Genomic DNA, 18,957 nt, shown 5'->3' on the forward strand with positions numbered 1-18,957 from the left:
GCCTCCCGGGAGGCGCGCGCCGAGGAGCAGCCGCCTGCCCCCGACCAGTCCGCCGCGGAGCCGACCGTGCGGGAGCCGGGCAAGGACCCCGCCGTGCTGGCCGCCATCGCGGCCGTCGCGGCCGCCCGCCGCACGGAGGCCGCGGCCGCCGAGGGCGCGGGCGAGCACGCCACCACCGGTGGCGGCGGCGAGTCGTTTTGACCCCTGAGGGTGGCGTTCCGTACGCTTGACCCTTGGTGCGCCACCGTGCGCGAGCCCTGGTCCGCCGACGGCGGGCCGGTGGCGTCCCAGTTCGTGCGAGAGAAACGGGTTCGTTGTGGTCTACGCCATCGTCCGCGCCGGCGGCCGGCAGGAGAAGGTCTCGGTCGGCGACGTGCTGACCATCGACCGGGTCGCCGTTCCCAGCGGGGAGACCCTGCAGCTGCAGCCGCTGCTCCTCGTCGACGGTGAGACCGTCACCCACGACGCGTCCGCGCTGTCGGGTGTCAAGGTCGTCGCCGAGGTGATCGAAGGGGCCCGCGGCCCCAAGATCACCATCCTGAAGTACAAGAACAAGACCGGGTACCGCAAGCGCCAGGGGCACCGCTCCAAGCTGACCCGTGTCAAGATCACCAGCATCGGGGAGTGACGTCAGCTCATGGCACACAAGAAGGGCGCGAGCTCCTCGCGCAACGGTCGTGACTCCAACGCCCAGCGCCTCGGCGTGAAGCGGTTCGGTGGCCAGGTCGTCAGCGCGGGCGAGATCCTCGTCCGCCAGCGCGGCACCCACTTCCACCCCGGTGACGGTGTGGGCCGGGGCGGCGACGACACGCTGTTCGCGCTGGTCCCGGGTGCCGTCGAGTTCGGCACCCGCCGCGGCCGCAAGGTCGTCAACGTCGTCGCGGGCGAGTGACGACGCACCAGTCGTGACACGGAGGGGCGGACCGGGCATCCGGTCCGCCCCTCCGTGCGTCGCCCCGTGAACGCACCACCCCCCGCCCGCTGAACGGCGTCCGGGGGCCAGCAGTCCTCAGAGAGCCGGAGAGTCGCCATGTCCGCCACGTCCCCCACGTTCGTGGACCGGGTCGTCCTGCACGTCGCGGGCGGTGACGGCGGCAACGGCTGCGCGTCGGTGCACCGCGAGAAGTTCAAGCCGCTCGGCGGCCCCGACGGCGGCAACGGCGGGCGCGGCGGCGACGTCGTCCTCGAGGTCGACCCGCAGGTGACGACCCTGCTGGACCTGCACCGCCGCCCGCACCGCAGCGCTCCCGACGGCCGCTTCGGCATGGGCGGCCACCGCAGCGGCGCCGAGGGCGAGGACCTCGTCATCGGCGTGCCGGACGGCACCATCGTGCGCTCCGCGAAGGGCGACCTGCTGGCCGACATGGTCGGTGCGGGCACCCGCTTCGTCGTGGCCGCCGGCGGCCGCGGCGGCCTCGGCAACGCCGCCCTGGCCTCCCCGCGCCGCAAGGCCCCCGGCTTCGCCCTGCTCGGTGAGCCCGGCGAGACCCGCGACGTCGTGCTGGAGCTGAAGACGCTCGCCGACGTCGCGCTCGTCGGCTTCCCCAGCGCCGGCAAGTCCAGCCTCGTCGCGGCGCTGTCGGCGGCCCGCCCGAAGATCGCCGACTACCCCTTCACCACGCTCGTGCCGAACCTCGGCGTCGTCGAGGCCGGCGAGACCCGCTTCACCGTCGCCGACGTGCCCGGCCTGATCCCCGGCGCCAGCGAGGGCCGCGGGCTGGGCCTGGACTTCCTGCGCCACGTCGAGCGCTGCGTCGCCCTCGTGCACGTCCTGGACGGCGCGAGCCTCGAGGTCGACCGCGACCCCGTCAGCGACCTGGAGGCCATCGAGAAGGAGCTGGCCGCCTACCGCGTCGACGACGGCACCGTCCCGCTGCAGGACCGCCCCCGGATCGTCGTGATCAACAAGGCCGACGTCCCCGACGCCCGGGACATGGCCGAGATCGTCCGTGCCGACCTGGAGCGGCGCGGCGCACCGGTCTTCGTCGTCTCCGCGGTCGCCCGCACGGGGCTGCGGGAGCTGGGGTTCGCGATGGCCGAGCTCGTCCGCGCCGCCCGCGCGGCCGCTCCCGAGGCGGTGCCCACGCGCGTCGTGCTGACCCCGCCCGCCGTCGACGAGGCCGGGTTCTCGGTGACGCGCGAGGAGTACGGCGACGCCGAGGCCCGGCAGGTCCGCTTCCGGGTGCGCGGGCAGAAGCCGCGCCGCTGGGTGCGCCAGACCGACTTCACCAACGACGAGGCGGTGGGCTACCTCGCCGACCGCCTCGCCCGCCTCGGCGTGGAGGACGAGCTGTTCAAGGCCGGTGCGGTCCCCGGCGCCGAGGTGGTCATCGGCGACGACGAGAACGCCGTCGTCTTCGACTGGGAACCGACCATGGTCTCCGGCGCGGAGGTGCTGGGCCAGCGCGGCTCCGACCTGCGCCTGGAGGACCACTCCCGCCCCACCCGCTCCGTCAAGCGCGAGCAGGAGCGCGAGCGCCGCGCCGCGAAGGTCGCGGCCCGCTCCGAGCTGGAGGCCGAGCGCCGCGCCGGTCACTGGACGGCCGACGACGACTCCCACGACCCCGCCGTCGACCCCGCCGGCGGCGAGCCGCCCACCGAGGGCCGGTGAGCGCACCCGCCGCGGCGACCCGCCGCGAGGACCTCGCCGGTGCGCGCCGGGTCGTCGTCAAGGTCGGATCCTCCTCGCTGACCACCGCGGCCGGCGGGCTGGACGCCGCGCGCCTGGACGCCCTCGTCGACGTCCTGGCGCAGCGGCGGGTGGCCGGCGGCGACGTCGTCCTGGTCTCCTCCGGGGCCATCGCGGCGGGGCTCGCCCCGCTGGGCCTGCGCAAGCGGCCCCGCGACCTCGCCAGCCAGCAGGCCGCGGCGAGCGTGGGGCAGGGGCTGCTGCTGGCCGAGTACACCCGCGCCTTCGCCCGTGCGCGCCTCACCGTCGGGCAGGTCCTGCTGACCGCGGAGGACGTGGCGCGGCGCAGCCACTACGGCAACGCCCAGCGCACGCTGGAACGGCTGCTGTCGCTGGGCGTGGTGCCCGTGGTCAACGAGAACGACACCGTGGCCACCCACGAGATCCGCTTCGGCGACAACGACCGCCTCGCCGCGCTGGTGGCGCACCTGGTGCGCGCCGACGCCCTGGTGCTGCTCAGCGACGTCGACGCCCTGTACGACGCCCCGCCGTCGCGCCCGGGCGCTCGGCGCATCGCCCTCGTGCGCGGCCCGCAGGACCTGGCCGGCGTCACCGTGGGCGCCGCCGGCGCGGCCGGGGTGGGCACCGGCGGGATGAGCACCAAGGTGGAGGCGGCGAGCATCGCCGTGGCCGCCGGGGTGCCGGCGCTGGTGACCTCCGCGCCGCTGGCCCGCGAGGCGCTGTCCGGCGCCGACGTGGGCACGTGGTTCGCGGTGCCGCCGGCCCGCGCGTCGCGCCGCGGCACCCGGCAGCTGTGGCTGGCCCACGCCGCCAGCCCCGCCGGCCGCCTCGTGCTGGACGAGGGCGCGGTGCGGGCGGTGCGCGAGCGCAGGTCCTCCCTGCTGCCGGCCGGCGTCCTCGGGCTCAGCGGCCGCTTCCGCGCGGGGGACCCGGTGGACCTGGTCGACGGAAACGGCCGCGCGCTGGCCCGCGGGCTGGTGAACTACTCCTCGGAGGAGCTGCCGGACATGCTCGGCCGGTCGACGCGCGAGCTCGCCCGGCAGTGGGGTCCGGCGTACGAGCGCGAGGTGGTCCACCGCGACCACCTGGTGCTCCTGGGACGTCCCTGAGGCGCGTGCAGCGAGGAGCCGGAGTTGGGTGAAGCCCCGCTGTCGCTGTGGTCGGTGACCCTGACGCTGGCCGGGCAGCCGGTGGACGTGGAGCAGTTGCGCCCGGCCCTGGACCGGCTGGTGGGCGAGCACCCCTTCCTGTCGAGCATCCGCTACAGCGAGACCCGCGCGGAGGTGCGGTACTGGGACGAGGCGCGCGACGTCGACGACGCCGCCGCCATGGCGGTGCGGCTGTGGCCCGAGCACCGGGCCAGCGCCGGGCTGCCCGCCTGGGACGTGGTGGGCGTGGAGGTCGTCGACCGCGCCACCGTCGAGCACCGGGCGGCCCAGCGCCAGCGCGGGCTGCTGCGCGGACCGCGCCGCTCGCGGCCGTCGCGCGCGGGGCTGGAGCTGCTGGGCGACGTGGCGCCCTGGTGAGCGCGGGGCGCTGCCACCCGGCCCGGCCCCGTGGTGCACCGCCCCGCCGTGCACCGCCCCGCCGTGCACCGCACCGCCGTACGCTGTGCGCATGACCGCTCTGGCCGAAGCCACCACCGGGAGCAGCGACGTCACCGAGGCGGTCCTGGGGACCTGCCGCCGGGCCCGGGCCGCCGCGCGACCGCTGCGCCTGGCCACGAGCGCGGCCAAGGACGCCGCGCTGCTGGCGGTGGCCGACGCCCTGGTGGCCGCCACGGACCGGATCGTGGCGGCGAACGCCGAGGACCTCGCGCGCGGCCGCGAGCGCGGCACGTCCGAGCACCTGCTGGACCGCCTGGCGCTGGACGCCGGCCGCGTCGCGGCGCTGGCCGCGGCGGTGCGCGAGGTCGCCGCGCTGCCGGACCCGGTGGGGGAGGTGGTCCGCGGCTCCACGCTGCCCAACGGGTTGCGCCTGCGCCAGCTGCGCGTGCCGATGGGCGTGCTCGGCGTGGTGTACGAGGCGCGGCCCAACGTGACCGTGGACGTGGCCGTGCTGGCGCTCAAGAGCGGCAACGCCGTGGTGCTGCGCGGCGGGTCGGCGGCCATCAGCACCAACACGGTGCTGGTGGACGTGGTGCGCGCCGCGCTGGAGGCCGCGGGCCTGCCGGCCGACGCGGTGCAGGGCATCGACGAGCACGGCCGCGACGGGGTGGGCGTGCTGCTGACCGCGCGCGGCCTGGTGGACCTGCTGGTGCCCCGCGGCGGGGCGGAGCTCATCCAGCGCGTCGTGCGCGAGGCCACCGTCCCGGTCATCGAGACGGGGGTGGGCAACTGCCACGTCTACGTGGACGCCTCCGCCGACCTCGCCCAGGCCGTCGAGGTGGTCCTGAACTCCAAGACGTCGCGGCCCAGCGTGTGCAACGCCGCCGAGACGGTCCTGGTGCACTCGGCGCTGTCGTCGGACTTCCTGCCGACGCTGCTGCGCGCGCTGACCGGGGCGGGGGTGCGGCTGCACGCCGACGAGCGGGCGCTGGCGGCGGCGGCCGCCGCCGGTGTGGACGCCGAGCCGGTCACCGACGCCGACTGGGCCGCGGAGTACCACGGGCTCGAGATCGCCGTGGGGGTCGTGGACTCGGTGGAGGACGCCGTGGAGCACATCGGTCGCTGGTCCTCCGCGCACACCGAGGCCGTGCTGGCCACCGACGTGCGGGTGACCGACCACTTCTGCGCCGCGGTGGACTCCGCGGTCGTGGCGGTCAACGCCTCCACCCGCTTCACCGACGGCGGGGAGTTCGGGCTGGGGGCCGAGGTCGGCATCTCCACGCAGAAGCTGCACGCCCGCGGGCCGATGGGCCTGTCGGAGCTGACCACCACGACCTGGCAGGTCCTCGGCGACGGGCACGTGCGCCCCTGACCGGGCCGCCCGCGTCTCAGCCGGCCCGTCCGGCGCCGGGCGGGTCGGCGGGCCCCGGCGGGTCGTCGGCGTCCAGCGAGTCCGCGGCGACGAGGTAGGTGGGTCTGCCCTGCAGCTGCACGTACAGCCGGCCCACGTACTCGCCCAGGACCCCCAGGCACAGCAGCTGCAGGGTCCCGGAACCCGCGACGACCGCGAGCGTGGACGTCCACCCCGGCACGGTGGAGCCGGCGGCGAAGGACACCAGCGCGTACACCAGCAGCAGCGAGGTCAGCACCGCGCCGCCCAGCCCGAAGAGGGTGGCCAGGCGCAGCGGGGCGGTGGAGGAGCCGGTGATGGCGTCCAGCGAGAGCCGCACCATCCGGCGCAGCGGGTACTTGGTGCGCCCGGCCCCGCGCGCGGCCCGCGCGTAGGGCACGGTGGCGGCGCGGAAACCCAGCTCGGGCACGACCAGCCGCAGCACGCGGTGCTGCTCGGGCAGCTGCAGCACCGTGTCCACGACCGCGCGGCTGGTGTAGCGGAAGTCGCCGGCCTGCGCCGGGGCCGTGCCGCCCAGGGCCCGCACGAGGCGGTAGAACGCCGCGGCGGTCAGGCGCTTGAGGGGGCCGTCCACGGAGCGGTCGCTGCGCACGGCGTACACGACCTCGACGTCCCCGCGGGCGGCGGCGAGCAGGTCGGGCAGCACCTCGGGGGGGTCCTGCAGGTCGGCGTCCATGGTCACCACGCCGCGCCGGCCGCGCGAGCGCGCCAGCCCCGCGGACAGGGCCGCCTGGTGCCCGGCGCCGGTGCGCAGCCGCACGACGCGCAGCTGCGGCCAGCCGCGGCGCAGCCGCGCCAGCACCACGGGCGTGGCGTCGGTGCTGCCGTCGTCCACGACGAGGACCTCGTAACCGCCCAGCCCGCCCGCGTCCATGCCGTCGAGCACGGGCCGCAGCCGCGCGGCCAGCGCGGGCAGCACGTCGGCCTCGTCGCGCGCCGGGACGACGACGCTCAGCGCGCAGGGCTCGGCCACCCCGCGATCCTGCCGCACCCTCGGCGCCGGCCGCGGCGCCGGGGCGTGCCAGACTGTGCGGCAGCACCGCACGGACCGTCCTGGAGGATCGCCCCCATGCTGAACGCCCTGGTCGCCGCCCAGACCGCCGAGGAGTCCGCCCACGGCTGGGAGGGTCACCTGCCCATGGCGCCGATCGCCTTCGGGATCGTCGCCGTGTGCATCCTGCTGGCCATGCTCATCGTGACGTGGTCGTTCAAGAGCGTGGGCAACCGGCACTGAGCGCCTCGTCGGTGCGCCGTCCGCGCCTGGGCGTGATGGGCGGCACCTTCGACCCGATCCACCACGGCCACCTGGTCGCCGCCAGCGAGGTGGCGGCCCGCTTCGACCTGGACGAGGTCGTGTTCGTGCCCACCGGCCGGCCGTGGCAGAAGTCGCGCCACGACATCGCGCCGGCCGAGCACCGCTACCTCATGACGGTGATCGCCACCGCGTCCAACCCGCGGTTCACCGTCTCGCGCATCGACGTGGAGCGCGAGGGGTTCACCTACACGATCGACACGCTGCGCGAGCTGGCGGAGCTGCGCCCGGACGCGGACCTGTTCTTCATCACCGGTGCGGACGCGCTGGCGCAGATCCTGCAGTGGAAGGACGTGGCCGAGCTGTGGTCGCTGGCCCACTTCGTGGGCGTCAGCCGGCCCGGGCACGTCCTCAGCGGTGACGGTCTGCCCCTGGACGGGGTCAGCCTGCTGGAGGTGCCGGCCCTGTCGATCTCCTCCACGGACTGCCGTCGGCGCATCGCCGACGGCCTGCCGGTCTGGTACCTGGTGCCCGACGGCGTGGTGCAGCACATCAGCAAGCACGGCCTCTACCGCAGCGCCGGGGAGCAGGCGCCCACCGGCGTGGGACAATCGGCCCAGAAGACCTGATCGTCCTCCGGGCCAGCGGCCCGGACCACCCGAGGAGCCCCGTGCCCGCATCCGAGCGAGCTCTCGAGCTGGTGACGACCGCCGCCGCCGCGGCCGTCGACAAGCTCGCCACCGACGTCGTCGCCCTGGACGTCTCCGACCAGCTGTTCATCACCGACGCCTTCCTGCTGGCCTCGGCCCCGAACGAGCGGCAGGTGCGCGCCATCGCCGAGGCGGTGGAGGAGAAACTGCTGCCGCTGGGCGCCAAGCCGGTGCGTCGCGAGGGCGAGCGCGAGGGGCGCTGGGTGCTGCTCGACTTCCTCGACCTCGTCGTGCACGTGCAGCACTCCGAGGAGCGCGAGTACTACGCGCTGGAGCGGTTGTGGAAGGACTGCCCGGTGATCGAGGCGCCCGCCGCCGACACCGCCGGCGCCGACAGCCGGGCGTGAGCGCTGCGACCGTCGTCCTGTGGCGGCACGGCCGCACCCCCTTCAACGCCGAGAACCGCTTCCAGGGGCAGCTGGACGTCCCCCTGGACGAGGTCGGGCGGGCGCAGGCCGCCGCCTCGGCCGCGCACCTGGCGGGTGCGGGGGCCACGGCCCTGGTCGCCTCGGACCTGACCCGGGCCACGGACACCGCCCGTGCGCTGAGCGCCCTGACGGGCGTGGAGGTGCAGCTGGACCCCGCGCTGCGCGAGGTGGACGCCGGGTGCTGGCAGGGGTTGCTGCACACCGAGATCACCGCGTCCTGGCCGCAGGAGTACGCCGCCTGGCGGCGCGGTGACGACGTGCGCGCCGGGGGCGGGGAGCGGCGCAGCGAGATGGCGGCCCGCACCGCGCGGGCCGTGGAGCGCCACGCGGACGCCGTCCCGGACGGCGGCACCCTCGTGGTCGCCTCGCACGGGGCGGCGCTGAAGGGGGCGCTGCTGCAGCTGCTGGGCCTGGACCTGACCGCCTGGGGTGCGCTGGCCGGGTTCCGCAACGCCCGCTGGGCCGTGCTGGCGCGCGCCCGCCACGGGTGGGTGCTGGGCGAGTACAACGCCGGACCGCCCGCTGCGGGTGAGGGCGTGGAGGGCTGAGCCCCCGGGTCCACCCGCCCGGCGGGGGCGGTCACGGTGGCCCTGCGGGATGGGGTAGAGTTCTTCTCGTTGCCGCGGGGTGAACCCGGCGGAACGAGCAAGGGGCTGTGGCGCAGCTGGTAGCGCACCTCCATGGCATGGAGGGGGTCAGGGGTTCGAGTCCCCTCAGCTCCACAAGACGAAGGCCCCGGACGAGAGTCCGGGGCCTTCGCCGTTCCCGGCTCCGGTGGCGCTCGCTCCCGCGACGCCCCTCAGGAGCGCCCGGCGGGGGACCACCCGAGGGCCGGGGCGACGTGGCGGGCGATCGTGCCCAGCAGGTGCAGGTTGTAGTCCACGCCCAGGGCGTTGGGGACGGTCAGCAGCAGCGTGTCCGCCTCGCGCACCGCGGCGTCCTTCGCGAGGTCCTCGGCCAGCTGGTCCGGCTCGCCGACGTAGCTCTTGCCGAACCGGGCCAGGCCCGGCTCGCCCAGGGAGCCGACCTGGTCGGTGCTGCCGCGCTCGGCGCCGAAGTAGTACCGGTCCTCGTCGGTGACCAGGGGCATCACGCTGCGGCTGACGGACACCCGCGGCTCGCCCGCGTGCCCCGCCGCGGCCCACGCCTGCCGGAACACGGCGATCTGCTCGGCCTGCAGCTCGTCGAAGGGGACGCCGGTGTCCTCGCTGAGCAGCGTGGAGCTCATGAGGTTCATGCCCTGCTCGCCGGCCCAGCGGGCGGTGGCGCGGGTGCCCGAACCCCACCAGACGCGCTCGCCCAGGCCGGGGGACTGCGGCAGCACGGGCAGGGCCACCGAGCGGCCGGTGCGGCGCGGGTCGGAGGCCGCCACGCCCTCGCCGGCGATGGCGCGGCGGAACACCTCGGTGTGCCGACGGGCCATGTCGGCGCCGCTCTCACCCTCGGCGGGCACGTGCCCGAACGCCGCGGGGCCGTCCAGGGCGGGTTCGGGTGAGCCGCGGCTGACACCCAGCTGCAACCTCCCGCCGGAGAGCAGGTCGACCTGCGCGGCCTCCTCGGCCATGTACAGGGGGTTCTCGTACCGCATGTCGATCACGCCCGTGCCGATCTCGATGCGCGAGGTGCGCGCTGCCACCGCGGCGAGCACCGGGAACGGCGCGGCCTGCTGACGGGCGAAGTGGTGCACCCGCACGTAGGCGCCGTCGATGCCCAGCTCCTCGGCGCCGACGGCCAGTTCCACGGTCTGCAGGAGGGCCTCGCGGGCGGTGCGCGTGCGTGAGCCGGCCACCGGCTGGTAGTGGCCGAAGGAGAGGAACCCGATGCGCTTCACGCCTGGTTCAACGTGCAACTTCCGTCGGGTGTTCCGGGCGGGGCCGGGCAGGATGAGCCGGTGACCGAGCACCGCGAACCCACCACGGACCCGCGCCCCGCCCTGCCGCTGGAGCTGCACAGGCGGGTCTCCAAGGACACCCGCCTGTGCATCTCCCTGTCGGGCCGTCCGAGCGACCTGGGCACCCGCTTCCACAACTTCCTGTACGCCGAGCTCGGCCTGGACTTCGTCTACAAGGCGTCCACCACCACCGACCTGGCCGCCGCCGTGGCCGGTATCCGGGCCCTGGGCATCCGCGGCTGCGGCGTGTCGATGCCCTTCAAGGAGGCCGTCATCCCGCTGGTGGACGAGCTGACCGCCTCCGCCGCGGCCATCGACTCGGTGAACACCGTCGTCAACACCGACGGGCACCTGGTGGCGCACAACACCGACTACCTGGCGGTGGTGAACCTGCTGGCCGACCACGGCGTGCGCCCCGCCGGCCCCGCCGTCGTGCTGGGCAGCGGGGGGATGGCCAAGGCCTGCGTGGCGGCGCTGCGCGACGAGGGCTTCGAGGACCTCACCGTCGTCGCGCGCAACGCCGAGACCGGCCCGGCGCTCGCCCGCGCCTACGGCGCCCGGTGGACCGAGGGGGCGACGGGGTTGCGCCCGGCGCTGCTGGTCAACGCCACCCCCGTCGGCATGGCCGGAGGTGCGGGCGCGCAGGAGCTGCCCGCGCCCCGCGACGTGGTGGCCGCCGCGGGGGCCGTGCTGGAGGTCGTGGCGGTGCCGCAGGAGACGCCGCTGGTGCGCCTGGCCCGCGAGGTCGGCGCCGAGGTGATCACCGGCGCCGAGGTCGCCGCCGTGCAGGCCGCCGAGCAGTTCGCCCTCTACACCGGCGTGCGCCCCACCGGCGACCAGGTGCGCCGGGCCGGGGAGTTCTCCCGCGCCGGGTGAGGTCGCCGCGGCGGTCGGGGGTGCTGTCACCCGCACGCCGCATCCAGCGGCCGGCCCGGCAGGCCGAGACCACTGCTGTGAGCGCCCCGCACCCCCGACCCCGCCCGTACCGCTCCGGCGACCCCTCCGGCGCTCCCGGGCGCCGCTGGTGGGTGCTGCCCGTCGGCGTGCCGGCGCTGGGCGTCCTGGGCGTGCTCCTGGGCGGGCTCGTCCCGGCCCGCGGTCCCGCGCTCGCCGTGGCGGCCCTGGCCGCGGCGGCCGCGCTGTCGGTCCTGGCCCGGGCGCTGGTCGTGGCGGCGCGCGGGCGGCGCGACGTCGAGGACGCGCTGGGCCGAGTGCGCGCCGAGCTGGGGGCCGCCCGCGACGAGAGCGTCAAGGACGAGGCCACCGACCTGCTCAACCGGCGCGGGCTGGAGCTGCTGGGCCACCAGGTGCTGGAGTCGGCGCGCCGATCCGGCGGTGCGGTGCACGCGTGCGTCGTGGAGGTCGCGCCCGGGGTCGTCCTGGGGTCGGTGTCGCAGCGCGCGGAGGACCTGCGCGGCCAGCGCGAGGCGGACTGGCGCGCCGTCGCCGCCGCCCTGCGCTCGGCGACGCGCTCCTCCGACGTGCTGGCGCGGCAGGAGGAGGGCCGCTTCCTCGTGCTGGGTCCCGGCGCCGGCCTGCACGCGCAGGAGCTGGAGCGGCGCGTGCGGGTGGGGCTGGCCCAGCAGCGCCTGGGGGCGGGCGCCGGTGCCGGCGCCGAGGCCCCGCCCCGGCTCGCCGTGGAGGTCGGTGCCGCCGTCCTGGCCCCGTGGGACGACGGCGGGGTGGGGGAGCTGCTGCTGCGCGCCGAGCAGTCCCTGGCGCAGCGGCGCGCCCTGCGGCGCAGCGTGCCGCAGGGCGGCTGGGGCCGGCGGCGCAGCGACCACCGGACGTCGGACAGCACCGAGCGCCCGGGGGGCTGAGGCCACGCGCTAGGCTGGTGACGTGCGGACCCACCGACTCCTCGCCGGACCGCGCTGAGCGGCTGCGCAGCAGCCCCGGCGCGGTGACCCCTCCTGAGCGAGGGGTTTTCCCATGTCGGGGCACGGTGTCGGGGCACGGTGGGGGACGGGCGCACGCGGCCCACCAGGAGGACGAGATGACGCAGACCGAGGCGGGGACCGGCGTGCAGCCGGCCCCGGAGCCCGAACGCGACGGCGAGCGCTACGACGCGCAGGCCCTGCAGGAGAAGTGGCTGCCGGTCTGGGACGAGCTCAAGCCCTTCCGCAGCGGCGAGCCGGGCGACCCCCGGCCGAAGAAGTACGTGCTCGACATGTTCCCGTACCCCTCCGGCGACCTGCACATGGGCCACGCCGAGGCCTACGCGCTGGGCGACGTCATCGCGCGGTACTGGCTGCAGCGCGGGTTCGACGTCATGCACCCCATCGGCTGGGACGCCTTCGGCCTGCCCGCGGAGAACGCCGCGATCAAGCGCGGGCTGGACCCGCGCGCCTGGACGTACGACAACATCGCCCAGCAGCGGGCGTCGATGCGCCGCTACGCGTGCTCCTTCGACTGGGACCGCGTGCTGCACACCTCCGACCCCGAGTACTACAAGTGGAACCAGTGGCTGTTCCTGAAGCTGTACGAGCGGGGCCTGGCGTACCGCAAGGACTCGCTGGTCAACTGGGACCCGGTGGACCAGACCGTGCTGGCCAACGAGCAGGTGCTGCCCGACGGCACCTCCGAGCGCTCCGGCGCCAAGGTCGTCAAGAAGAAGCTGACCCAGTGGTACTTCCGCATCACGGAGTACGCGGACCGGCTGCTGGACGACCTGGACACCCTCGAGGGCACCTGGCCGTCCAAGGTCATCAGCATGCAGCGCAACTGGATCGGGCGCTCCACCGGTGCCGAGGTGGAGTTCGCCATCGAGGGGCGCGAGGAGCCGGTGACGGTGTACACCACGCGCCCGGACACGCTGCACGGGGCGACGTTCATGGTGGTCGCGGCCGACTCCGACCTGGCGCAGGAACTGGCCGCCGACGCCGAGCCGGACGTGCGCGCCGCGTTCGAGGAGTACCGCACCCGCGTGCAGGAGACCTCCGAGATCGACCGGCTGGCCACCGACCGGGAGAAGACCGGAGTGCCGCTGGGGCGGTTCGCGGTCAACCCCGTCAACGGCGAGCGCCTGCCCATCTGGGCCGCGGACTACGTGCTGGCCGACTACGGCACCGGCGCCATCATGGCCGTGCCCGCCCACGACCAGCGCGACCTGGACTTCGCCCGCGCCTTCGGCCTGCCGGTGCGGGTGGTCGTGGACGTGCGCGACGCGGAGGGTGACGCGCTGCCCGACCCCGCCGAGTCGGGGACGGCCACCGCCGGCGACGGCGTGCTGGTGAACTCCGGCGAGCTGGACGGGCTGGACAAGGCCGCCGGCATCGCGCGGGCGATCGAGCTGCTGCAGGCGTCCGGCAAGGGCCGCGCGGCGAAGAACTACCGGCTGCGCGACTGGCTGATCTCGCGCCAGCGGTACTGGGGCACCCCGATCCCGGTCGTGCACACCGCCACCGGCGAGGTGCCCGTGCCCGAGGACCAGCTGCCGGTGCTGCTGCCGCCGAGCGAGGGGCTGAACCTCACCCCCAAGGGCACGTCCCCCCTGGGGGCGGCCGAGGAGTGGGTGAACGTGCCCAGTCCGGTGGACGGCTCGCCCGCACGGCGCGACCCGGACACCATGGACACGTTCGTCGACTCGTCCTGGTACTTCCTGCGGTTCGTCTCCCCGAAGGACGACACCCAGCCCTTCGACAAGGACCTCATCGCGCAGTGGGGCCCCATCGACCAGTACGTCGGCGGCGTGACCCACGCGATCCTGCACCTGCTGTACGCGCGGTTCATCACCAAGGTGCTGCACGACATGGGGTACCTGCCCTTCGACGAGCCGTTCGCGCGGCTGCTGAACCAGGGCATGGTCCTCATGGAGGGCTCGGCGATGAGCAAGTCCAAGGGCAACATCGTGCGCCTGTCGGACCAGCTCGACGAGCACGGCGTGGACGCGGTGCGCCTGACGATGGCGTTCGCCGGCCCGCCGGAGGACGACATCGACTGGGCGGACGTCTCCCCGTCCGGGTCGGCGAAGTTCCTGGGCCGGGCGTGGCGGCTGGCGCGCGACGTCACCTCCGAGCCCGGGGCGGACCCGGCGACCGGCGACGGCGCCCTGCGCGCGGTGACGCACCGCACGGTCCACGAGATCGGCCAGCACGTCGAGGCGTACCGCTTCAACGTCGCCGTCGCCCGCCTCATGGAACTGGTCAACGCCACCCGCAAGGCGATCGACGCACCCGGGGTCGGCCCCGCCGACCCCGCGGTGCGCGAGGCCACCGAGGCGGTCGCGGTGGTGCTCAGCCTGTTCGCGCCGTACGCGGCCGAGGACATGTGGTCGCTGCTGGGCCACGACCCGTGCGTGGCGCGCGCCGGCTGGCCGGTGGTCGACGAGTCGCTGCTGGTGCAGGAGACCGTGACGTGCGTGGTGCAGGTCAAGGGCAAGGTCCGCGACCGCCTGGAGGTCGCACCCGACATCACCGAGGACGCGCTGCGCGAGCTGGCGCTGGCCAGCGAGAAGGTGCAGGCCGCCATCGGCGGTGCCGCGCTGCGCACCGTCGTGGTGCGCGCGCCGAAGCTGGTGAACATCGTCCCGGCCTGACGGGTGGGACGCGCCGAGGCCCCGGCCCCCGCGAGGGGACCGGGGCCTGACGCGCATCCGGGGCCGGGCGTCAGGACTGCGCGACCTTCGCCTCCCAGGTGGGCAGGTCCTCCTCGGCGATCGGGAACCCGGGGAACCGGGTCAGCCGCACCAGCGGGATCGCGCGCATCATCTGGCCGTGCTGCGGGTCGTCCAGCATCGCCGTCCACTGGCCCTCGCCGAGGGACTCGCGGACCAGCGCACCGGCGACGGGGTGCTGCAGCCACGCGTCGACCGGGGAGTCGCCCGTCAACGGGAGCGTGACGTCGTCGCCGTCGAGGGTCACCACCTCGGTGAGGCGCACGTCGCGCGAGGACGCGCCCACGCGCACCTCGAACTCCCCGCCCTCGACGACCCAGCGACCGGCTCCGCCGTGCCAGAACGCGAACGCCCGCCGGTCCAGCGCGATCGTGGCGGTGCCGCTCTCGCCGGGGGCGAGGGTGAGGCGGGCGAAGCCCTTCAGCTCCTGCTCGGGGCGGTACGCGCTGGCCACCGGGTCGCTGACGTAGACCTGGACGGTCTCGGTGCCCGCCACGTCGCCGGTGTTGGTGACGGTCACGGTGACCTCCGCTCCGTCGCCGGCCGGGCGCACCGACAGGTCGGAGTACGCGAACGCCGTGTAGGACAGGCCGTGCCCGAACGGGTAGGCCACCGGCAGGGCGTGCGCGTCGTACCAGCGGTAGCCGATGAGCAGGCCCTCGCCGTAGCGCACGTGCCCGTTCTCGCCGGGGAAGTTCCCGACGGTGGGGTTGTCGGAGTACCGCACGGGGATCGTCTCGGCGAGGCGCCCGGACGGGTTCACCGCTCCCGTGAGCAGGTCGGCGACGGCCCCGCCGCCGGCCTGGCCCAGCAGCCACGTCTCCAGCAGCGCCGGCACCTGCTGCTGCCACGGCTCGACCGTCACCGCGGAACCGTTGGAGAGCACGACGACGACCTTCGTGTTCACCGCGGCGACGCGCCGCAGCAGTTCGACCTGGGCGGCGGGCAGGTCCATGTGCTCGCGGTCGTAGCCCTCGGACTCGTAGCGCGGCGGCAGGCCCAGGAACACCACGGCGACCTCGGCGGCCTCGGCGGCGCCGACGGCCTCATCGGCCAGTTCGGCGTCGAGGCCCTCGGAGTCGGGGTCGTACCCGGCGGCGAAGACGACCTCGCGGGAACCCTCGAACGCGGTGCGCAGCGCGCTGAGCGCGTCGTCGAGGCGGGTGGGGTTCACCTGCGAGGAACCGGCGCCCTGGTAGCGGGGGGTGCGGGCGAACTCGCCGATCACCGCGACGGTGCCGCCGGCCGGTGCCAGCGGCAGCAGCGCGGCGCCGTCGACGGGCTCGTTCTTCAGCAGCACCGCGCTGGCGGTGGCGGCCTCGCGGGCCAGCGCGTGGTGCGCCTCGACGTCGACGGTGCCGGGCTCGGCCAGGGCCGGGGCCGCCTTCTCGAGCAGTTCCAGCACGCGCCGCGCGGCGCGGTCGACGTCGGCCTCGGACAGCGTGCCCGCGGCCACCGCGTCGAGGATCCGCCGCGTGCCGGTGCCTCCGGAGGACGGCATCTCCAGGTCCAGGCCGGCGCGCACGCCGTCCTCACGCACGTTCACCGCGCCCCAGTCGGAGACGACCAGGCCCTGGAAACCCCACTCCTCGCGCAGCACGCGCGTCAGCAGCCACGGGTCCTCGGAGGCGTACACGCCGTTGATCCGGTTGTAGGAGCACATGACGGTCCACGGCTGGGCGGTGCGCACGACCCGCTCGAACGCCGGCAGGTAGATCTCGCGCAGGGTGCGCTCGTCGACGTCGGCGGAGACGGTCATCCGCTCCGTCTCCTGGTTGTTGGCCGCGAAGTGCTTCAGGGAGGTGCCCACGCCCTGGCTCTGCACGCCGGCGACCATCGCCGCGGCCAGGTCCCCGGCGAGCACCGGGTCCTCGGAGAAGTACTCGAAGTTGCGCCCGCACAGCGGGGTGCGCTTCATGTTCACGCCCGGGCCGAGCAGGACGGCGACCCGCTCGGCGCGGGTCTCGCGGCCCAGCGCCTCGCCGACGCGGTGCAGCAGGGCGGTGTCCCAGGAGGAGGCCAGGCCCGCGGCGGGCGGGAAGCAGGTCGCCGGGACGCTGGCGTTCAGCCCGAGGTGGTCGGCGCCCTCCGCCTGCTTGCGCAGGCCGTGCGGGCCGTCGGTGACCATCACGGCCGGCACGTCGAGGCGCTCGACGCCCTGGGTGTGCCAGAAGTCGGAGCCGCCGAGCAGCGACGCCTTCTCCTCGAGGGTGAGCTGCGCGAGGAGCTCCTCGGCGCGGCGGCCGGCCGGGGCCGGGGTGGGGACGGCGGTGTCGTTCATGGCGCGCACCGTACCCCCGAAACCGACCAAGTGGTAGGTATTGGGGCTGTGAAGTGGTAGACACGCCCCGTGCAGCGCAACGGGACGACGGGCGACGGCGCGGGGGACGGCGCGGGGGACGGGGCGGGGGACGGGGCGGGGGACGGGGCCGCCGAAGGCCGCGGCGCGCGCCCCGACGGGTACGCCAAGGGCCGTGAGCGGCGGCGCACGATCCTGGACGAGGCCGTCCGCCTGTTCGGCGAGTCCGGCTACCGCGGCGCCTCGACGCGCGAGCTGGCGGCCCGGTGCGGCCTCTCGCACGCCGGGCTGCTGCACCACGTCGGCAGCAAGCAGGCGCTGCTGCTGGCGGTGCTGGAGCACCGCGACGCGCAGGACGCGCAGGACGCCGCGCTCACCGCCCGCACCGGGCGGGACCGGTTGCACGCCCTGGTGGAGGTGGTGCGGCGCAACGCCTCCCGCCCCGGCATCGTGGAGCTGTTCACGGTGCTGTCGGCCGAGGCGACCGCCGCGGACCACCCGGCGCGGCCGTTCTTCGCCGAGCGCTACCAGCGCCTGGTGGAGCAGCTCGGCGCGGCGTTCACCGACTGCGCCCACCCCGACCCGGTCTCCGCGGCCCGCCGCCTCGTCGCCGTCGTCGACGGGCTGCAGGTGCAGTGGCTGCTGGACCCCGAGGGGGTCGACATGCCCGCGCAGGTCCTGGCGCACCTGGACGCCGAGCTCGCGCGCGTTCCCCAGGTCGCCGCCACGGGCGGCCGTCCACAGCCCCGTCCCGCAGTCGTGCCGACGCCCGGGGCGCCGACCTAGCGTCCGGCACGTGCCCGCGCCCCCGCTGTCCGACCGCATCGCCGCCGCGCGGGCCCGCGCCCTGGTGCAGCGCCAGCTGCACGCCCCGGGAACCGCGGCGCGCAGCACGCCGGGGGGCGTGGCCGCCCGGCACCGCGCCGGTGCGCCACCGCGGCTGGGCGAGGTTCGCCAGCGCGTCGAGGACCGGTTGCCCCCCGCCGTGCGGGCCGTCCGCTGGCGCGTCGGGCCGCGCGCCGCCACCGGCGCCGTGCTCGCCGGGGTGCTGCTGGCGCTCGGCCTGGGCGCGTTCGCCCTGATCGGCTGGCCGGGCGGTGCCGCCCCCGCGGGAGGCGCCGGGGCGAGCGCCTCGCAGGTCGTGCCGGAGCGCACCGCGGACGGGAGCGCGGGGAGCGCGGTGCCCGCCACGCCCGGTGCCGCCGAGGTGAGCCCGGCGGCCTCCCTCGTCGCCACGCCCACCGGCAGCGTCGTCGTGCACGTGGTGGGTCGCGTGCTCGCCCCCGGCCTGGTGACGCTCCCGGCCGGCAGCCGGGTCGCGGACGCCCTCACCGCCGCGGGCGGTGCGGCGCCCGAGGCCGACCTGGCCGCGCTGAACCTCGCCCGCACCCTGGCCGACGGCGAGCAGGTCCTCGTGCCCGCGCCCGGTGAGGCCCCGGCGCCCGCACCGGCGCCCTCCGCAGCCGCCGGCGGGGCGGCGGCCGGTGCGGCTGGTGCGGCCGCGGGGCCGCTGGACCTGAACACCGCCGGGGCCGAGCAGCTCGACGCGCTGCCCGGGGTCGGTGAGGTCCTCGCCGCGCGCATCGTCGCCTGGCGGCAGGCCAACGGCCGCTTCACCTCCGTCGAGGAGCTGGGGGAGGTGCAGGGCATCGGCCCCAAGCTGCTCGACGGCGTGCGCGACCTCGTGCGCGTGTGAACACCGGAGCACCCCCCGGGGTGGCGGGCGCGGTGGCCCGCCCGCCGCTGGACCTGCGCCTGCTCGCCGCCGCGCTCGCCGGCTGGGCGGTGGCCGCCTGGGCACCCGCCGCCGGCGCCGCGGCCCGCACGGCACTGGCCGCCGCCGCCGCGGTGCTGCTGGCAGCCCTGGCGGCCCTCGCGCTGCGCCGCCGCGGCGGCCGGCTCGTGCTGGTGGCGCTCGCGGTCCTGGCCGTGCTCGTGTCGGTGCTGGTGCAGCAGGCGCGGGCGAGCACCGGCGACCTCCCGCGCCGGGCGCAGGAGCGCGCCGTCGCGCAGGTCCTCGCGCAGGTCCGCTCCGAGCCGCGGCCGCTGGGCGGGGGGGGGGGGGGGGGGGGGGGGGGGGGGGGGGGGGGGGGGGGGGGGGGGGGGGGGGGGGGGGGGGGGGGGGGGGGGGGGGGGGGGGGGGGGGGCGGGGTG

At 76.1% G+C, this 18,957-nt stretch carries 18 protein-coding genes, 1 tRNA gene and 2 pseudogenes; 18 read left to right on the forward strand and 3 right to left on the reverse strand.

Annotated features, from left to right (window positions below):
* The 7 genes and pseudogenes from ACRYM0_RS15840 to ACRYM0_RS15870 all read left to right on the forward strand — a co-directional run.
* Positions 1–201: pseudogene (locus tag ACRYM0_RS15840) on the forward strand (c-type cytochrome); the annotation flags it as partial.
* 115 nt (positions 202–316) lie between these two features.
* Positions 317–628 (forward strand): 50S ribosomal protein L21, encoded by a 312-nt coding sequence (gene rplU, locus ACRYM0_RS15845; RefSeq protein ID WP_432482331.1) that lies wholly within the window; start codon positions 317–319, stop codon positions 626–628.
* Positions 629–637: 9 nt separating this feature from the next.
* Positions 638–892, forward strand: a complete 255-nt coding sequence (gene rpmA / locus ACRYM0_RS15850; protein WP_432494376.1) for a 50S ribosomal protein L27 — start codon at positions 638–640, stop codon at positions 890–892.
* Between the two features lie 138 nt (positions 893–1,030).
* The gene (obgE, locus tag ACRYM0_RS15855) at positions 1,031–2,611 is read left to right on the forward strand and encodes a GTPase ObgE (protein WP_432506705.1); all 1,581 of its coding nucleotides are present in this window, start codon (positions 1,031–1,033) and stop codon (positions 2,609–2,611) included.
* On the forward strand, positions 2,608–3,759 hold the full coding sequence (gene proB / locus ACRYM0_RS15860; RefSeq protein WP_432506707.1) for a glutamate 5-kinase: 1,152 nt from the start codon (positions 2,608–2,610) through the stop codon (positions 3,757–3,759). Before obgE ends, proB begins: the two co-directional genes overlap by 4 nt.
* Positions 3,760–3,783: 24 nt before the next feature.
* The gene (locus ACRYM0_RS15865; RefSeq protein ID WP_432506709.1) at positions 3,784–4,176 is read left to right on the forward strand and encodes a hypothetical protein; all 393 of its coding nucleotides are present in this window, start codon (positions 3,784–3,786) and stop codon (positions 4,174–4,176) included.
* A 91-nt stretch (positions 4,177–4,267) separates the two neighbouring features.
* Positions 4,268–5,569 (forward strand): glutamate-5-semialdehyde dehydrogenase, encoded by a 1,302-nt coding sequence (locus ACRYM0_RS15870; protein ID WP_432506711.1) that lies wholly within the window; start codon positions 4,268–4,270, stop codon positions 5,567–5,569.
* 16 nt (positions 5,570–5,585) lie between these two features.
* Here ACRYM0_RS15870 and ACRYM0_RS15875 read toward each other — a convergent pair whose 3' ends face one another.
* Positions 5,586–6,581, reverse strand: a complete 996-nt coding sequence (locus ACRYM0_RS15875) for a glycosyltransferase family 2 protein (protein WP_432506713.1) — start codon at positions 6,579–6,581, stop codon at positions 5,586–5,588.
* Between the two features lie 96 nt (positions 6,582–6,677).
* On the opposite strand from ACRYM0_RS15875, the gene ACRYM0_RS15880 reads away from it, so the two are divergent.
* The 5 genes from ACRYM0_RS15880 (at position 6,678) to ACRYM0_RS15900 (ending at position 8,720) form a co-directional block, all read left to right on the forward strand.
* The gene (locus tag ACRYM0_RS15880; RefSeq protein ID WP_432506715.1) at positions 6,678–6,842 is read left to right on the forward strand and encodes a hypothetical protein; all 165 of its coding nucleotides are present in this window, start codon (positions 6,678–6,680) and stop codon (positions 6,840–6,842) included.
* Positions 6,839–7,489: a nicotinate-nucleotide adenylyltransferase gene (gene nadD, locus ACRYM0_RS15885; protein WP_432506733.1), complete on the forward strand. Its 651-nt coding sequence runs from the start codon at positions 6,839–6,841 to the stop codon at positions 7,487–7,489. Before ACRYM0_RS15880 ends, nadD begins: the two co-directional genes overlap by 4 nt.
* Before the next feature lie 41 nt (positions 7,490–7,530).
* Positions 7,531–7,917: a ribosome silencing factor gene (rsfS, locus tag ACRYM0_RS15890; protein ID WP_432506717.1), complete on the forward strand. Its 387-nt coding sequence runs from the start codon at positions 7,531–7,533 to the stop codon at positions 7,915–7,917.
* Positions 7,914–8,546: a histidine phosphatase family protein gene (locus tag ACRYM0_RS15895; RefSeq protein WP_432506719.1), complete on the forward strand. Its 633-nt coding sequence runs from the start codon at positions 7,914–7,916 to the stop codon at positions 8,544–8,546. The genes rsfS and ACRYM0_RS15895 overlap by 4 nt, the downstream gene beginning before the upstream one ends.
* Before the next feature lie 101 nt (positions 8,547–8,647).
* Positions 8,648–8,720: transfer RNA gene (locus ACRYM0_RS15900), tRNA-Ala, on the forward strand.
* Positions 8,721–8,797: 77 nt separating this feature from the next.
* On the opposite strand, the gene ACRYM0_RS15905 is transcribed toward ACRYM0_RS15900, so the two are convergent.
* Positions 8,798–9,829 (reverse strand): LLM class flavin-dependent oxidoreductase, encoded by a 1,032-nt coding sequence (locus tag ACRYM0_RS15905; protein ID WP_432506721.1) that lies wholly within the window; start codon positions 9,827–9,829, stop codon positions 8,798–8,800.
* 114 nt (positions 9,830–9,943) lie between these two features.
* Here ACRYM0_RS15905 and ACRYM0_RS15910 point away from each other — a divergent pair, with 114 nt between their 5' ends.
* The 3 genes from ACRYM0_RS15910 (at position 9,944) to leuS (ending at position 14,426) form a co-directional block, all read left to right on the forward strand.
* Complete coding sequence (locus ACRYM0_RS15910) at positions 9,944–10,765, forward strand: shikimate 5-dehydrogenase (RefSeq protein WP_432506735.1); 822 nt, start codon at positions 9,944–9,946, stop codon at positions 10,763–10,765.
* 77 nt (positions 10,766–10,842) lie between these two features.
* Positions 10,843–11,709: a GGDEF domain-containing protein gene (locus ACRYM0_RS15915; protein WP_432506723.1), complete on the forward strand. Its 867-nt coding sequence runs from the start codon at positions 10,843–10,845 to the stop codon at positions 11,707–11,709.
* A gap of 176 nt (positions 11,710–11,885) precedes the next feature.
* Positions 11,886–14,426, forward strand: coding sequence for a leucine--tRNA ligase (leuS, locus tag ACRYM0_RS15920; protein ID WP_432506725.1), 2,541 nt, complete (start codon positions 11,886–11,888; stop codon positions 14,424–14,426).
* Between the two features lie 70 nt (positions 14,427–14,496).
* Here leuS and ACRYM0_RS15925 read toward each other — a convergent pair whose 3' ends face one another.
* Positions 14,497–16,785 (reverse strand): glycoside hydrolase family 3 C-terminal domain-containing protein, encoded by a 2,289-nt coding sequence (locus ACRYM0_RS15925; protein ID WP_432506727.1) that lies wholly within the window; start codon positions 16,783–16,785, stop codon positions 14,497–14,499.
* A 69-nt stretch (positions 16,786–16,854) separates the two neighbouring features.
* Here ACRYM0_RS15925 and ACRYM0_RS15930 point away from each other — a divergent pair, with 69 nt between their 5' ends.
* The 3 genes and pseudogenes from ACRYM0_RS15930 to ACRYM0_RS15940 form a co-directional block, all read left to right on the forward strand.
* The gene (locus tag ACRYM0_RS15930; RefSeq protein WP_432506729.1) at positions 16,855–17,589 is read left to right on the forward strand and encodes a TetR/AcrR family transcriptional regulator; all 735 of its coding nucleotides are present in this window, start codon (positions 16,855–16,857) and stop codon (positions 17,587–17,589) included.
* A gap of 10 nt (positions 17,590–17,599) precedes the next feature.
* The gene (locus ACRYM0_RS15935; protein ID WP_432506731.1) at positions 17,600–18,499 is read left to right on the forward strand and encodes a helix-hairpin-helix domain-containing protein; all 900 of its coding nucleotides are present in this window, start codon (positions 17,600–17,602) and stop codon (positions 18,497–18,499) included.
* 32 nt (positions 18,500–18,531) lie between these two features.
* Positions 18,532–18,957, forward strand: a pseudogene (locus ACRYM0_RS15940) (hypothetical protein); the annotation flags it as partial.

The organism is Kineococcus arenarius subsp. arenarius (assembly GCF_050871845.1).
Lineage (GTDB): Bacteria > Actinomycetota > Actinomycetes > Actinomycetales > Kineococcaceae > Kineococcus.